Annotated in this window: 16 protein-coding genes and 1 tRNA gene; 5 read left to right on the top strand and 12 right to left on the bottom strand. The window is 54.9% G+C overall.

Annotated elements, in window-relative coordinates; translation table 11 throughout:
• The first annotated feature begins 6 nt into the window (after positions 1-6).
• Entirely contained in the window at positions 7-624 is a 618-nt protein-coding gene (ureG, locus tag FU672_RS12150) for an urease accessory protein UreG (protein ID WP_148243415.1), read from the top strand.
• Positions 625-711: 87 nt separating this feature from the next.
• On the opposite strand, the gene tsaD is transcribed toward ureG, so the two are convergent.
• Positions 712-1725 carry a tRNA (adenosine(37)-N6)-threonylcarbamoyltransferase complex transferase subunit TsaD gene (gene tsaD, locus FU672_RS12145; protein ID WP_010435734.1) on the bottom strand — a complete coding sequence of 338 codons (1014 nt, stop codon included), beginning with the start codon at positions 1723-1725 and terminating at the stop codon, positions 712-714.
• A 236-nt stretch (positions 1726-1961) separates the two neighbouring features.
• Between tsaD and rpsU the strand changes: the two genes are divergently transcribed.
• From rpsU to rpoD, 3 genes are all read left to right on the top strand, one after another.
• Positions 1962-2177 (top strand): 30S ribosomal protein S21, encoded by a 216-nt coding sequence (gene rpsU / locus FU672_RS12140; protein ID WP_001144069.1) that lies wholly within the window; start codon positions 1962-1964, stop codon positions 2175-2177.
• A 115-nt stretch (positions 2178-2292) separates the two neighbouring features.
• Entirely contained in the window at positions 2293-4038 is a 1746-nt protein-coding gene (gene dnaG / locus FU672_RS12135; protein WP_023333458.1) for a DNA primase, read from the top strand.
• Positions 4039-4191: 153 nt separating this feature from the next.
• Positions 4192-6039: an RNA polymerase sigma factor RpoD gene (rpoD, locus tag FU672_RS12130; RefSeq protein WP_148243414.1), complete on the top strand. Its 1848-nt coding sequence runs from the start codon at positions 4192-4194 to the stop codon at positions 6037-6039.
• A 102-nt stretch (positions 6040-6141) separates the two neighbouring features.
• Here rpoD and mug read toward each other — a convergent pair whose 3' ends face one another.
• Positions 6142-6648 carry a G/U mismatch-specific DNA glycosylase gene (gene mug, locus FU672_RS12125; RefSeq protein ID WP_029741755.1) on the bottom strand — a complete coding sequence of 169 codons (507 nt, stop codon included), beginning with the start codon at positions 6646-6648 and terminating at the stop codon, positions 6142-6144.
• A gap of 125 nt (positions 6649-6773) precedes the next feature.
• Between mug and FU672_RS12120 the strand changes: the two genes are divergently transcribed.
• Positions 6774-6849 (top strand) — tRNA-Ile (locus FU672_RS12120).
• Positions 6850-6931: 82 nt separating this feature from the next.
• Here FU672_RS12120 and FU672_RS12115 read toward each other — a convergent pair.
• The 10 genes from FU672_RS12115 to FU672_RS12070 all read right to left on the bottom strand — a co-directional run bounded on the left by FU672_RS12115 (position 6932) and on the right by FU672_RS12070 (position 15756).
• On the bottom strand, positions 6932-7132 hold the full coding sequence (locus tag FU672_RS12115; protein ID WP_029741756.1) for an ogr/Delta-like zinc finger family protein: 201 nt from the start codon (positions 7130-7132) through the stop codon (positions 6932-6934).
• A 67-nt stretch (positions 7133-7199) separates the two neighbouring features.
• Entirely contained in the window at positions 7200-8354 is a 1155-nt protein-coding gene (locus FU672_RS12110; RefSeq protein ID WP_148243413.1) for a phage late control D family protein, read from the bottom strand.
• A complete protein-coding gene (locus FU672_RS12105) occupies positions 8351-8815 on the bottom strand; it encodes a phage tail protein (protein ID WP_047344533.1) in 465 nt (154 codons plus the stop codon). Before FU672_RS12105 ends, FU672_RS12110 begins: the two co-directional genes overlap by 4 nt.
• A gap of 11 nt (positions 8816-8826) precedes the next feature.
• Entirely contained in the window at positions 8827-11106 is a 2280-nt protein-coding gene (locus FU672_RS12100; RefSeq protein ID WP_148243412.1) for a phage tail tape measure protein, read from the bottom strand.
• Positions 11099-11218 (bottom strand): GpE family phage tail protein, encoded by a 120-nt coding sequence (locus FU672_RS12095; protein WP_023616176.1) that lies wholly within the window; start codon positions 11216-11218, stop codon positions 11099-11101. The genes FU672_RS12100 and FU672_RS12095 overlap by 8 nt, the downstream gene beginning before the upstream one ends.
• Positions 11219-11250: 32 nt before the next feature.
• Positions 11251-11559 (bottom strand): phage tail assembly protein, encoded by a 309-nt coding sequence (locus FU672_RS12090; RefSeq protein ID WP_148243411.1) that lies wholly within the window; start codon positions 11557-11559, stop codon positions 11251-11253.
• Positions 11560-11615: 56 nt separating this feature from the next.
• On the bottom strand, positions 11616-12134 hold the full coding sequence (locus FU672_RS12085) for a phage major tail tube protein (protein WP_023309235.1): 519 nt from the start codon (positions 12132-12134) through the stop codon (positions 11616-11618).
• A gap of 11 nt (positions 12135-12145) precedes the next feature.
• Positions 12146-13333 (bottom strand): phage tail sheath protein, encoded by a 1188-nt coding sequence (locus FU672_RS12080; protein ID WP_148243410.1) that lies wholly within the window; start codon positions 13331-13333, stop codon positions 12146-12148.
• Positions 13334-13456: 123 nt separating this feature from the next.
• Positions 13457-13978 carry a tail fiber assembly protein gene (locus FU672_RS12075; RefSeq protein WP_187360803.1) on the bottom strand — a complete coding sequence of 174 codons (522 nt, stop codon included), beginning with the start codon at positions 13976-13978 and terminating at the stop codon, positions 13457-13459.
• The gene (locus FU672_RS12070) at positions 13975-15756 is read right to left on the bottom strand and encodes a phage tail protein (protein WP_148243408.1); all 1782 of its coding nucleotides are present in this window, start codon (positions 15754-15756) and stop codon (positions 13975-13977) included. The genes FU672_RS12075 and FU672_RS12070 overlap by 4 nt, the downstream gene beginning before the upstream one ends.
• Between the last annotated feature and the right edge of the window lie 11 nt (positions 15757-15767).

Here is a 15767-nt window from a genome sequence, read left to right as displayed (position 1 = left end):
GTCAACATGGCTGATTACAAACATCCCCTGCGCGTGGGCGTGGGCGGCCCGGTAGGGTCGGGCAAAACCGCGCTGCTGGAAGCGCTCTGCAAAGCAATGCGCGACGCGTATCACCTGGCGGTGGTGACGAATGATATCTACACCAAAGAGGATCAGCGCATCCTGACCGAGGCAGGCGCGCTGGAGCCGGAGCGCATCGTGGGCGTAGAGACCGGCGGCTGCCCGCATACCGCCATCCGCGAAGACGCCTCAATGAACCTGGCGGCGGTGGAAGCGTTAAGCGAGAAGTTCGGCAATCTGGATCTGATCTTCGTTGAAAGCGGCGGTGACAATCTGAGCGCGACGTTCAGCCCGGAACTCGCGGATCTGACCATTTACGTCATCGACGTGGCCGAAGGGGAAAAAATCCCGCGCAAAGGCGGACCGGGGATCACCAAATCCGATTTTCTGGTGATCAACAAAACCGATCTCGCGCCGTACGTTGGTGCGTCGCTGGAGGTGATGGAACGCGATACTAACCGCATGCGCGGCGATCGTCCGTGGACATTTACCAACCTGAAGGCGGGTGACGGTTTAGCGACGATTATTGCGTTTCTGGAAGAGAAAGGGATGTTGCGGGTGTAGTGCGGTTTATTGCCGGGTGACGGCTTCGCCTGACCCGGCCTACGGTTTTGTAGGCCCGGTAAGCGCAGCGCCACCGGGCAAAAAAACTCACGCCTCCGGCAGTTCCGCCAGCGGCCAGCGCGGACGCACGGACACGCTCAGGTCGGACGTCGCACCCGCATTCAGCCGCACCATACCCGCGTAAGCGATCATCGCGCCGTTATCGGTACAGAATTCCGGACGCGCATAGAACACTTCCCCGCGACGCTTTTGCATCATCTCGGCAAGCTTCGCGCGTAGCGTGCGGTTAGCGCTGACGCCGCCCGCCATCACCAGACGCTTAAAGCCGGTCTGATCCAGCGCGCGCTTACACTTGATCATCAGCGTATCCACCACCGCATCTTCGAACGCGCGGGCGATATCGGCACGGGTCTGCTCGTCGTTGTCGTTATTGCGGATAGTGTTCGCCGCGAAGGTTTTCAGCCCGGAGAAGCTGAAGTCCAGCCCCGGACGATCGGTCATCGGGCGCGGGAAGACAAAGCGCCCTTCCGTTCCCTGCGACGCCATTTTCGAGAGCATCGGGCCGCCGGGGTAATCCAGCCCCAGCAGCTTGGCGGTTTTGTCGAAGGCTTCACCGGCGGCGTCGTCGATCGACTCGCCCAGCAGCTCATATTTGCCAATGCCCGTTACGCTAATCAGCTGCGTATGACCGCCGGAGACCAGCAGCGCCACAAACGGGAACTCAGGCGGATTCTCTTCCAGCATCGGCGCCAGAAGATGCCCTTCCATATGGTGAACCGGGATCGCTGGTACATCCCACGCGAACGCCAGCGAACGGCCAACCGTCGCGCCAACCAGCAGCGCGCCAACCAGGCCCGGGCCTGCGGTGTACGCCACTGCATCAATCTCTTTTGCCGTTAATCCGGCTTCTTTCAGCGCCGCCTGAATCAGGGGAACCGTTTTACGCACGTGGTCACGAGAGGCCAGTTCAGGTACGACGCCGCCGTAGTCAGCGTGCAATTTCACCTGACTATACAGCTGGTTGGCCAGAAGCCCTTTTTCGTCGTCGTAAATGGCGATGCCGGTTTCATCGCAGGATGTTTCAATACCCAGTACACGCATGACTTGTTTTACCTCGTTTCAATACCGCGCAGTGTAGAGCCTGGGCGGGTTGATGTAAAACTTTGTTCGCCCCAGGAAGAAGGCTCGTGTATACTCCTCACCCTTATTAAAGTCCCTTTCAAAATCGCATCGGTGCTTTACAAAGCAGCAGCATTTGCAGTAAAATTCCGCACCATTTTGAAATAAGCTGGCGTTGATGCCAGCGGCAAACCGAATTTATCAAAGGTGAGAGTTACATGCCGGTAATTAAAGTACGTGAAAACGAGCCGTTCGACGTGGCACTGCGTCGCTTCAAACGTTCATGCGAGAAAGCAGGTGTTCTGGCTGAAGTTCGTCGTCGTGAGTTTTATGAAAAACCAACGACCGAACGTAAGCGCGCTAAAGCTTCCGCTGTGAAACGTCACGCGAAGAAACTGGCTCGCGAAAACGCACGCCGTACTCGTCTGTACTAATTGGTTGAGGGCCTCAGCCCTCAATTGACAGACAGAGTAATAGTCGTAAGGCCGTGCTTCCGGAAGGAATGCGCGGCTTGTTTTCGTTTATGAGTCACTAAAAATAACGGGGCATATGGCCGGAAGAATCCCACGCGTTTTCATCAATGACCTGCTTGCCAGAACCGACATCGTCGATCTCATCGACGCGCGGGTAAAGCTGAAAAAGCAGGGCAAGAATTACCATGCGTGCTGTCCGTTCCATAACGAAAAAACCCCCTCCTTCACCGTAAACGGTGAAAAGCAGTTTTACCATTGCTTCGGCTGTGGTGCTCACGGTAATGCCGTTGATTTTTTAATGAACTACGACAAGCTCGAGTTCGTTGAAACCGTCGAAGAGCTGGCGGCGATGCATAACCTTGAAGTGCCGTATGAAGCAGGCAGTGGGCCAAGTCAGATCGAGCGCCATCAACGGCAAACGCTGTATCAACTGATGGATGGCCTGAATTCGTTTTACCAACAGTCTCTTAAGCACTCTGCGGCTGAGCCTGCGCGTCAGTATCTGAACAAGCGCGGACTGAGCGACGATGTCATTGCGCGTTTCGCTATTGGTTACGCCCCGCCCGGCTGGGACAACGTGTTAAAGCGTTTTGGCGGCAATAGCGAAGATCGTAAGTCTCTCATCGATGCAGGCATGCTGGTCACCAACGACCAGGGACGAAGCTACGACCGCTTCCGCGAACGGGTGATGTTCCCGATCCGCGACAAGCGTGGCCGGGTCATTGGTTTTGGTGGTCGCGTGCTGGGTGATGCCCTGCCGAAATACCTCAACTCCCCGGAAACCGATATTTTCCATAAGGGCCGTCAGCTGTACGGTCTTTATGAGGCGCAGCAGAATAATGCGGAACCTCCGCGCCTTCTGGTCGTCGAAGGCTATATGGACGTTGTCGCGCTGGCACAGTACGACATCAACTATGCGGTTGCGTCGTTAGGAACGTCCACCACGGCGGATCATATTCAGTTGCTGTTCCGCGTCACCAACAACGTGATTTGTTGTTACGACGGTGACCGTGCAGGACGCGACGCTGCCTGGCGGGCGCTGGAAACCGCGCTCCCCTACATGACCGACGGGCGTCAGCTACGCTTTATGTTTCTGCCCGACGGTGAAGACCCGGATACGCTGGTGCGTAAAGAGGGCAAAGCGGCGTTTGAAGCGCGGATGGAGCAGGCACAGCCGCTCTCCACGTTTTTGTTTAACAGCCTGATGCCGCAGGTCGATTTGAGTACTCCTGACGGGCGCGCGCAGCTCAGTACGCTGGCGCTGCCGTTAATCAGCCAGGTGCCCGGCGAAACGCTGCGCATCTATTTGCGTCAGGAATTAGGCAACAAGCTCGGCATTCTGGATGACAGCCAGCTTGAACGTTTAATGCCTAAACAGGCTGAAAACGGCGCGGTTCGCCCTGCGCCTCAGCTAAAACGCACAACCATGCGTATACTGATAGGGTTACTGGTACAAAACCCCGAGCTCGCACCGCAGGTGCCGTCGCTGGCGGGTTTAAACCACGAAAAATTGCCCGGACTTGGCTTATTTTCAGAACTGGTCAACACGTGTTTGTCGCAGCCAGGTCTGACCACCGGACAACTTTTAGAACATTATCGCGGCACAAAAGAGGCTGCTACCCTTGAAAAACTGTCGATGTGGGACGATATAGCAGATAAGGACATTGCAGAAAAAACGTTCACCGACTCACTCAACCATATGTTTGATTCGATGCTTGAGCTGCGCCAGGAAGAGTTGATTGCTCGCGAGCGCACACACGGTTTAAGCAGCGAAGAGCGCCGGGAGCTCTGGATGATTAACCAGGAACTGGCGAAGAAATAAAAAATTTAACGGCTTAAGTGCCGAATATCGATCGGGAAGCCCCCGGCAGCCGCACTGAGAGGCAGCGGCAAAAATATAAGTACGCCCTCGCTTTAAAGGTTGGCAGCCCCATCGCCGACACCAATCAAACGAATTAAGTGTGGATACCGTCTTATGGAGCAAAACCCGCAGTCACAGCTGAAACTTCTTGTCCAACGTGGTAAGGAGCAAGGCTATCTGACCTATGCCGAGGTCAATGACCATCTGCCGGAAGATATCGTCGATTCAGATCAAATCGAAGATATCATCCAAATGATCAATGACATGGGCATTCAGGTGATGGAAGAAGCACCGGATGCCGATGATCTGTTGCTGGCTGAAACCTCCAACAACACTGACGAAGATGCCGAAGAAGCTGCTGCACAGGTACTGTCCAGCGTGGAATCTGAAATCGGGCGTACCACTGACCCGGTCCGCATGTACATGCGCGAAATGGGTACTGTTGAACTGTTGACCCGCGAAGGCGAAATTGACATCGCAAAACGCATCGAAGACGGGATCAACCAGGTTCAGTGCTCTGTGGCCGAGTACCCGGAAGCGATCACCTATCTGCTGGAGCAGTACGATCGCGTTGAAGCGGAAGAAGCGCGCCTGTCTGACCTGATCACCGGTTTTGTCGACCCGAACGCTGAAGAAGATATGGCACCTACCGCCACTCACGTCGGTTCTGAACTGTCTCAGGAAGAGATGGATGATGACGAAGACGAAGATGAGGAAGAGAGCGACGACGACACCGCGGACGATGACAACAGCATCGACCCGGAGCTGGCGCGTGAGAAGTTTGCCGAGCTGCGTACCCAGTACGAAGTGACGCGTGACACCATCAAAGCGAAAGGCCGCAGCCATGCCGCCGCACAGGAAGAGATCCTGAAACTGTCTGACGTGTTCAAACAGTTCCGCCTGGTGCCAAAACAGTTCGACTACCTGGTGAACAGCATGCGCGTGATGATGGATCGCGTACGCACCCAGGAACGCATCATCATGAAGCTGTGCGTTGAGCAGTGCAAAATGCCGAAGAAGAACTTCATCACCCTCTTCACCGGCAACGAAACCAGTGAAGCCTGGTTCAACGCGGCTATCGCGATGAACAAGCCGTGGTCTGAAAAACTGCATGACGTGAAGGACGATGTCTATCGTGGTCTGCAGAAGCTGCATCAGATTGAAGAAGAGACCGGCCTGACCATCGAGCAGGTTAAAGACATCAACCGTCGTATGTCCATCGGTGAAGCGAAAGCCCGCCGTGCGAAGAAAGAGATGGTTGAAGCGAACTTACGTCTGGTTATCTCTATCGCCAAGAAATACACCAACCGTGGTCTGCAGTTCCTGGATCTGATTCAGGAAGGCAACATCGGTCTGATGAAAGCGGTAGATAAGTTTGAATACCGTCGTGGTTACAAGTTCTCCACCTACGCAACCTGGTGGATCCGTCAGGCTATCACCCGCTCTATCGCAGACCAGGCGCGCACCATCCGTATTCCGGTGCATATGATTGAGACTATCAATAAGCTCAACCGTATTTCCCGCCAGATGCTGCAGGAGATGGGTCGCGAGCCGACGCCGGAAGAGCTGGCCGAGCGCATGCTGATGCCGGAAGACAAGATCCGTAAAGTGCTGAAGATCGCCAAAGAGCCAATCTCCATGGAAACACCAATCGGTGATGATGAAGATTCGCATCTGGGTGATTTCATCGAGGATACCACCCTCGAGCTGCCGCTGGACTCTGCGACCACCGAGAGCCTGCGTGCTGCGACGCACGACGTTCTGGCCGGCCTGACCGCCCGTGAAGCAAAAGTACTGCGTATGCGTTTCGGTATTGATATGAACACCGACCACACGCTGGAAGAAGTGGGTAAACAGTTCGACGTTACCCGCGAACGTATCCGTCAGATCGAAGCGAAGGCGCTGCGTAAGCTGCGTCATCCAAGCCGCTCTGAAGTGCTGCGTAGCTTCCTGGACGACTAACCCAGGTAAACAGCAAAAAGCTCCCAATCGGGAGCTTTTTTTTTGTTTATTCCCTCTCCCTGTGGGAGAGAGCCAGGGTGAGGGCTCAGCCCGCAGAGGCCCCTAAAGCCCCCGCACCATCAGCGCCTCATCCAGCTCCCGATACGCCTCTACCAGCTTATCCAGCGTTGCTCTGTTGAGCCCGCTCGGGTTCGGCAGCACCCACACCTGCGTCACGCCAATCATGATGCTCTGCTTGCCCCACTGCGTTCCGCGCTGGCTAAACGCCTGCTCGTAGGCCTGCTTGCCGAGGATCGCCAGCGCGGCCGGCTGATAATCCTCTATCTTCTTGATCAGCTCCCGCCCGCCGCTGCGCAGTTCATGCAGGTTGACCTCACTCGCCTGTACCGTAGGCCGCTCGACCAGCATGGTAATTCCGCAGCGCGTGTCCAGCAGATGCTGCTCCTCTTCGGGCTTGAGTAACCTGTCGGTAAACCCGGCCTGGTAGATCACCTTCCAGAAGCGATTTCCCGGATGGGCAAAGTGAAAACCGGTGTGCGCCGAGGACTTACCCGGGTTGATTCCGCAGAACACCACCCGCAGGCCAGGGGCCAGAATATCGTTGATCATCTTTACTCCCGCTCGATACATCGTCAGGGAAGTATAAAGGATTGATTATGCATTGTTTATAAAAACAGCAGGCAGGTGTGAATGGCTGGATTGCTGCGGGGAGTTACTTTATAATTCACCGCCACGGCCCCTTAGCTCAGTGGTTAGAGCAGGCGACTCATAATCGCTTGGTCGCTGGTTCAAGTCCAGCAGGGGCCACCAAATTTTAGTTTTAGAATCATATGATTAAGCCACTCTATTGAGTGGCTTTTTTATTGGTTTTTTTGAGCCGGTGACGCAACCGCTAACCGTGGTTCAGCGAAGCCGTTCGGACACGCTCAGAGGCTCCGGGGGTCGCAATCAGGCGCTCCACGGACTCCATCGTCACGAACGTACAGCTGCAGTCCACATTGGTGCACTGGTGATAGCGCTCTTTGGTATTTTCACTTAGATAGCGACTGGTACGCGCATGCGCAGAGTGCTTGCACTTAGGACAATGAAACATGTACCCCTCCACTTGATTCACATTTTGTGAATCAATAATACCCAAAACAAAACCAATAGCAACTACATTACTCACTATCAACAGTAAATTTTCCGTTGCTGACGTTCAGCTCAAGCTTAAGCTGCGTGGTAAATCCGCTATCGTTGAGGGTATGCACCACCTCGCTGATGATCCACGCCTGCTCGTCGATGACGCGTTTAAAACCGTTTACCAGCACCGGCGTTTCGGGGAACAGATCGGCGCGTCCCAGCGCAAGCTGGATGGAGAACTTCACGGTTCCCCGCTGAAGCGCGCGCCACTTCGCCTCTGCGGCCCTGAGCGCCTGCTCTTCAGAGGCATAAACCGTGGTGAGCTCAAATACGTTCTCCGCCGATCCCACCAGCCTCTCTTGCGGTTTCTGCTCCTTGCCTGCTGCTCCCGCTACCGGTGCGGCGGCATCCGGGTGCTGCAGTGCTTCTGTCTGCTGCCCTCCGGACTGACGATTAATACTCAATTGAGGATTTTGTTGTTTGGGGTCACGCGTTTGCAGCCATTTGGCCGTTACGCCGGAATAATTTTCACGGTCAGCTATGGAAAAAAGGTGCTTATCTCCATCCCCACGTTCAATCATCATTAAGGAAAGCGGAGTGCCGCTGGCCGTCACGGCCTGGCCCGCTTTCATAAAGATAATCTTCCCGGCTTTGATTGAAACAAATGCTCCATTACGTTCAGCAAGGCGGGAGAGGAACGCCGCGTCTGTCTCCTGAGACTGGTCAATATGAGAGATGGCGATGGATGCAAGCCCCGACGCGACGCTGGCGGTCAACTGGTTACGCTGAGCGATGGTATCGACTATCGCGCCAATCGTCGTGTCATGCCACGACTGTTCGCGCCGCACGTTTAGCTTTCCACGAAAATCTGCGCTGAATCCCCGGATGATCAGCGTGTCCGGCGCGCCCTGGAATTGAATCGCATCAATCGTAAAGTCCCCTTTCTCCTCGAGCGGGGTTCCCTCCCATCCCAGCCATAAGGACAGCCTTGCCCCCCGGGCAGGCAAGTCCAGCAGCCCGTCGGAATCATCCAGTTGAATATCCAGCTGATCGGCTTCCAGCCCCCGTTTGTCGGTCATGGTCAGGCTGATAAGACGATGGCCGAAATTTTGCGTGATATCACGATCGTCAAGCTTAAGCATAAAATCAGGGGCGATTTTTCCACCCGCCCGGATATTCATTTCGGTGATCATCCCACCAGCCCTCCAATGCTATTCCGTGCGCTTTCCACCAGCTCTGAGGCCTGCGTTCGCAGGTCGCCAAACGTCGTCATCAGCGATTCATCCACGCGTTTAAGCTCCAGAGTAAAATTAATTTTTCGAGCGGTACCGTCACTGTAAAAATCCGAATGCGTGTGCGTGACTTTCTCAATGATAAACATGCCGTGAATGATGCCGGTACCGTCTATCAACGGCCATGCCCGCCCCTCATTTGCCATCAGCTCAACCGCCTTGAGGGAAAGCCGCCCTCCCGTGAGTTCCGGGTAAAGTAAGCCGGAGAGGCTAAAGGATGTCTCACCTTCGCCAAGGTACTGCCAGGCTTTGGGTTTCCCGATGCGAGCGCTGGATGCCCAGCGGTAGTCTTTTGTGAATATCATTGACTGATACGGTAAGGTTCGTCGTTCAAAGACAAACAGACCCAGCACCATTAACATTTTCTCTCTCCTTAACTATACATAAAGCTGGATTGCTGCCGTCTCGCTTTATCCTGTTCAATATTATCTATCGTCTCCCGGATTTGACGCGTCAGATCCGTTCCGGAGGCCGTGCCCCCCTGCAGCGTGATGTTATATTCGCTTTTACTCTGATCGACGTAAGAGCGTCCTCCAGTAGCGATGGTCGGCTGATACCCCAGGCCGCCGCCAGAGATCCCCGCGCCCGGAATATAAGCGCTGCCCGCCGGTGAGGATGCCGCTTCTGCTTTTGCCGCAGCGGCGTCGAGATCGCCCGACTCGTTTTTGATAATACCGAGCTTCTCCAGCAGCCAGCTGGCCTTGCCGCTCAGGCTGTTAAAGAGATCAAGCGGTGCCATTAACGCATCGCCCAGCGCCTGACCAAAAATCACGCCAGCGTTTTTACAGCCATCGAGCGTTTCCTGCGTCGCCTTGATAGGCGTAATCAAGTCGGTGAACCATTGCCAGATATCGCCCAGCTTCTCCGAGATAGAGTCAAACACCGCCATCACCGGTGAGAACAGCGCACCCAGCGGTGCGAAAGCCGTCGAAAGCCCTTCCATCACCCCACCAAAGAAGGCGCTGATGGGCTCCCAGTATTTAAAAATCAGTAACGCACCGGCAGCAATCGCTGCACCAAGGGCAATCACCGGCCAGCTAAGGGCACCCAGCACCGTCATGATGGCGCCGCCCACCACGCTGAATACCGTTCCCAACATCCCGGCCGCGGTAATAACCATATTGACGCCCGTCAGAACCGGGCCGATAACCGTGCCTACGCCACCCAGTACGCCAGCAAACGCCTGCGCGCCGACAACGATGCTGGCGAGGGTCTGCGTCAGCTCAGGATTGGCATTCACCCATAGGGAGGCCGTGCCAAGCCAGCCGGTTGCGGTTGTTATCAGGTTGCGCAGAGCGCCATCCGCTTTATCAAATACATCAATCTTCAACCCGTTCCACGCGGCCTGGAATCGGTTGATATCGCCGTCAAGATTATCGGTCTGCACGGAAGCCGCAAGCGCGGTACTGCCCTTTGCCCCCTGCAACTGCTGGCGTTTTTCATCAAGCGATCCATCACCCGCAGCGGAAGCCAGCGCCCCCGAGGCTTTTATGGCATCCGGAGTCTGAACATGGCGCAACATCGCGCTGAGCGCGTCCCCGGCGGCGGCGCCTTTCATCCCTTTTTCCGCCAGAACGCCCAGCAGCGCGGTGGTCTCTTCAAGCCCCATACCAGATGCATCCGCAGCGGGTGCAGCGGAGGTGACGGCCGCCACCATCTCAGCGAGGCTGGTATTCGAAGAGGTAAAACCGCGCGTAAGCACATCAGCGATGCGTTCCGAATCCGTATCGGCCAGGTTATACGCAGCCTGCGTGCTGCTGAGAATATCGGCCGCTTTAGCCGCGTCGACATTCCCCGCCAGGCTGAGGTTGACCGTTGGCGCGGTGGCCGCAAGCAGCCCATCGGCGTCATAGCCTGAACGAGTCAGTTCGGTTTGTGCCCGGAGGACCGTATCTGCAGGTACTCCGGTCCTGGCACTGACCTCCCGCGCCTGCTGGCGAATCGCCTCAAGCCGGGAATCCCCCTTCGCCAGGCCAAGGTTTGCCTGAATGGCCGACATCTGCTTTTCAAAGCTGATGCCAGGCGCCATAAACCGGGACGTCTGGTCAAAGCCCGCTTTTGCCATGCCCACGCCCGCATTCGCAAGCTGACTCACCCGCGCGGTAACGCGTTTGCCTGACTCGTAGCGATTCTGAACGGTACTCAGCCGCTCCTGCTGCTGATTGACGCGGGCCAGCGCATCCCGCTGTCGGTTAAGATGCTGCGTTTTTTCGCTGATGTGAGTTCGTAAACGACGCTCATCCGATGAAAGCGTGCGCGTGTTGACTCCCGCCTGAGCGAGTTCAGTACGCTGACGCTGTACCGAGTAGCGTAAGCTGTTGTACTCAAGCTTAAGGTCGGCTGCCGATTTTCGGGCTGCAGACAGCGCATCAACCTGTGCCTGGGTGGGGTTTTGCGTGTTTTTAAACTGCACCGCCATCGCCGCTGCCTGCTGTTTCGCCTGAACAAGCGACTGCTCCGTCATGGCGAGCTGGGCATTTGCTTTCCTGAAGCCGTCAATACGCCCCGCCTGCTGATCGAGTGCCCCCAGCGCCGTCTGCGCATCGCGGATATCGCTCGCGAGAGTGATGCTGGCGTTATGGAGAGCATTAAGCGGTCGGGTTGCCCGGTCGACGGCCTTAAGCAGCTCCTGAAGACTGACATTATTACTCATGGTGGTTTCCGCTTCGCTGCAGCGCTTTTTCGCGCCATAAGAGGAGTTCGGTCACGCTAAGGGAGTACAGTTCTGACGGCGGCCAGTGAAAGATCACCGCGATATCCGCCATCAGATCGTCGACCGACAGATTTTCGGGAAATTTCAGCGAGCCGAAGCCGGTGACAAAAAACCGATCACCTTACCTGCAAAAGAGAGAAGATCGCAGGCATCCAGGCGCGCAACCTCATGCTCGGTCAGCGCTGGCGAGGTCATTCGCGGCAGCACCTTAATCAGCGCATCGACGTCAGATTGCGCCAGCGACGCCAGCGATACACCACGCAGGGTCCCCGCATTGGGTTTAGAAACCGTCACCTTTTCAATTTTTTGCTCCCCGCGCTGAACGGGGCTATCAAGCGTGACGATATGTGGGTTTTCACTTTCGGTCATGGCGGTCTCGTTAATATTTTCCATTTCGTTACTCTTCAGAAAGTTAACTCACCGGCCGGTAATCCCGGCCGGTTATAAGGTTACAGGCCAATGGCCTTACGGTGTTCTGCCAGGCGATCGACGCCATCGACTTTGAGCACCATGTTGATGATGTCGATTTCGATGATCTCTTTGCCATCAATGGTCAGCTGGTAGTAAGCGCACTCGGTAGACATCTTGGTGGTGCCGCTCTCGCCCTGCTTGTTTTCACCGCCATCAAACTCTTTATGACGGCCGCGCATGACGATTTCGACGGCGGAGATTTCGCCGGTATCATCGCGCTGATAAGAGCCGGTAAAGCGCAGCGGCACGCTGTCCGCGCCCGGAGAGGCATACTGCGCCCACAGCGCGGCGTCCGGCAGACCGCCAACGGTCCACTCCAGCGCCAGGGCATCATCGTCCAGGCCGAGGTCGACAGAGACCGAGCCCGGCATACCGCCGCCGCGATACTTCTCCAGTTTGCGGGTAAGCTTCGGTAGAGTCACAGACTCAACAACGCCCATATAGCTCAGGCCATCGTTGAACATATTCAGGTATTTAAGTTTGCGTGGTAACGCCATGCTTCAGCTCCTTAGCTGTTAACCGAATCTGACAGGTCTGCCAGATAGGTATCGGTGATGCGCTGGCGCAGGGTCAGATTTTCCAGCGGCGGGACAGGGGTGTAGTCGTAATCGATATACAGTTTCCCCGCTTTCAGGGTGGTTGCATCGTTCGAGTCAGGGTCATACCAGCAGGAGCCGTCGACGATATAGCCGTTGGTTTTCAGCTCGCGGAACTTAGCGTTAATACCGGAAACGATGTCGCGGATAAGCGTTGGCGTGATGGGTTTATCCATCGCCCACGCGTGCGCTTCCGCCATGGTATCGGCCAGCACCTGTGCGGTACGGGTGTAGTTTTCAAAGACGAATAACGGATCGTCTGAACAGGTACGGTTACCCCAGAATTTGAAGCCGTCGTTGCGAATCAGCGTGGTGACGCCAGCCTGGTTGAGCAGGTTCGCATCGGTAGCCTGTTCCTGCAGATCCCAGGAAACAGAGGCGCTTACGCCGGTAACGCCGTTGACGCCAACGTTTGACAGGGTTTTATGCCAGCCGATTGTCTGATCGATTTTGGCGCGCAGGCCAAGCGCACGGGCGGTAGCCCAGGCTGTCGTCGTTGCGTTCGTGGTGGTATCCCATGCCAGAAAATCAGGATGAATAACCATCAGCTCGCGCTGGCTGAAGTTTTTGCGATAGTTAATCGCCTCAGAAATGGTTTTACATCCCCACGCGCTGACATAGCCGAACGCGCGCAGGCTCTGGCACATTGCGGCCAGTGCGGTCGCCACTTCCTGAGAATCCAGCCCCGGAACGCCGAGAATACGCGGCTTAACGCCGGTCACCGTTTTCGCCGTGAGAAGCGCCTTCAGGCCGGTATATTTACCGTTTTCATCGGTGGTACCGATGATGTTGGAAACGGTCTGCTTGCGCGCCTCTTCCGGGGTTTCAGCGGTGCCTTCGGCCACGCGAACAACCACGACAACCGGTTTGCACTGGTCGGCGATCGCCTGCAGAGAAGCGGACAATGTCCCCGCCTTACCGGCTTTCGCAACCGCGTTTTGCACGTTGGTAATGAGCACTGGCTCGTTTAAAGGAAATGTCTTGTCGTCAGCATCGCTGGCCGTACAGACCATGCCGATAATTGCCGTCGAGACGGTGGAAATGGTGCGGGTGCCATCGTTGATTTCGATAACTTCCACGCCGTGGTGATAGTCGCCCATCCGGTTAACTCCTTCGTTTAGTGGTGAGGCTATTGTCTGTGGAGTACGTGATTGATGCGACGCATTGGGGTTGGGGAAAGGATTACACAACAAACGAAAACCCTCCGGATGGAGGGTTTGGGGTCAGGCAGGACTTTCGGGCCATTCAATCTCTGGTGACGTGCTGAGATCTAGCCTGTTTAGCATCACCCGATAGCGCTTCCAGAGTAACAGCATGGCAGCTTCCTCGTCTGTTGCGATACCGAGATCGGAGGCATCCTGGAGGGGGGCAATAACATCCGAGGCTTCGGCAAGCAATTCACTTCTTCTGGTTTCCGCCTGTTGAATTAATTCCTCCTGGGTCAACTGGCGTGGAATAATTTTAGTGCCATTCCACACCCACTCGCCGTTTATATTCAGCCCTTCAGGCACGTCTGTTGAATCAATTTCTGAAACTGACATACCCAGAGGAAAAAGGCGATCAACCTGATTACTGAAAGAGCGAATAATATTATTTTTGTCGTAGCAAATTTTCAGGGTATCGGCCTGAAAGCGTGACATATGGTAATACCAGTCAAGCCCCTCATCTGACTGAATAAATATAGCATTAAACAAGAAATCTTTATATTCTGGTTCATACTGAACGAAATTTTTAAGTGTAATCATGCTGTATGACCTACAGTAATCCATCCGATATTAGACATGTACTTCTGAATTGGGCGGTAGAAAATCGTATCGCCACCGGGGTTATCACCTTCAAAGTTATAGCCTGTCATAACACATCCTGGAGGCACACGCTGCCAGGCATTTTTTACAATCGTAAATGCCCCCTCCGCACCCATGGCAACATCCCGGACAAAGTATTGCAGCGTCCAGTCCTGTCGTGCATAAGGGCTTAAATCCTGCTGAGGGGGCGGGTTGTTTGATGAGTAAACCCGTACCAGGCCGCCAGATTCATATAGGCCCTGCCCTGCAACAATATTACCTCCACTACCGACCTGTCCAGGAGCATTAAAATTACCGCTAATATCAAATTGGTAATTAACACTGTTTCTGGCATCGCCAGTTAAATTAATAATTGCAGATCCAAACGCGTTAGTACCCGTGCGGTAAACCCCAAAACTAATCGCTGTTCCGTAACCATGGCCTGCCGTTTCCGAAAAGCCTTTGATAATCGGTAGATAAATAGAATTACCGTTAGGCGACTGATATCCTTTTGGCACCAAAAAAGGTGCTGCGTTGTTTTGATACTGATCGGCAAAAGCACCTGCTCCGTACCAACCAGTGGGGTTCGTCTGGTAGTAAGTAGCATCGGACAAATACGCAACACTTCCGCCATGATTCGTGATGACCTTTGTCCAACCGCCCCATACACTGTTATCACCATTAAGCGCTCGGAATTTAAGCTGTTTACCACCATCGCTATAAGATGCTGCATATTGCACACGATAGCCGCCAAGCCCACCAACATCGAGAATCGTCGCCTCATAACCTGGCGAATTGGTTGCATTCGAATAACAAAAACTCACCGAGTTGAGCGGCAGGGCATCGGCGTTTGAAAGCCCCGTACCGGCTCTTGCAGATACAGATCTGATAGCCACTGCACTGCCGTTAACCAGCAACCGACCAGGAGTAATATCGTCAGGCGCCTCCTGTGCGTTTTTCGTCGCGGCGGTACCCAGGCTATTCCTGAGTTTAATGAGGTCATCGCCGACTGTTTTGACAGCCCGGGGGGTCGCCGCAAGAGACTCGGATTGACTATCAGTTACGCTACTGAGCTGGACAATCCCCTTTTGTCCTGTGGTCGCATCCTGAGCCGTATACTTCCCACTGGCAAGGTCATAGGCGGCCTTAACCGCTTTCGGCGTCGCAGCCAGCGCTTCAGAGGAGCTGTCAGTCGCACTACTAAGCTGAGTAAACCCTTTAGCCGTTAGCGTGGCATCAGGATGGCGACGAGACTGCTCATGCTCTTCGAGCTTCTCATCAACGTACTCCTGGGTCGCCATTACCGTAGACGTATCTATCGAGAGTTCGACAGAGGCAATATCACTGACCATGATCACCATTCTCACAGTCTGCGCGCGCCCAGATCCCTCATCCAACAACGGCTTATAACTTTCCGCCATGTTCCCGACAGCGATCAGTGTCCCCGTGTCATCATAGAGACCCATTTCTCGCATCCAGAAACCACCGGTTTCTGAAGGAATGAGAAGTTCGGCAATCACATAGTTACGCTTTTTATTGTCCTGGCTGATTTTATTCAGCGCGTGGCGCCAGACTTCATTAACCAGCTTCGTCTGTCCGGCGTCGGGCGTCGGCAACGCACCGCCACCGTCGCCGACCGCCATCGCCGTAAAATTGACTTTCTTCCCGTTCGGGACGGTCGCTGCAGCCAGTTTTTCGGCACCGGCTTTGGTGATAACCGTTTTATATTTCACTGTCATTGTGCTCTCAC

The organism is Enterobacter asburiae, assembly GCF_008080435.1.
GTDB lineage: Bacteria > Pseudomonadota > Gammaproteobacteria > Enterobacterales > Enterobacteriaceae > Enterobacter > Enterobacter asburiae_C.
The sequence above is the reverse complement of the archived record's forward strand: the minus strand, read 5'-3'. Positions and strand labels throughout refer to the sequence as shown.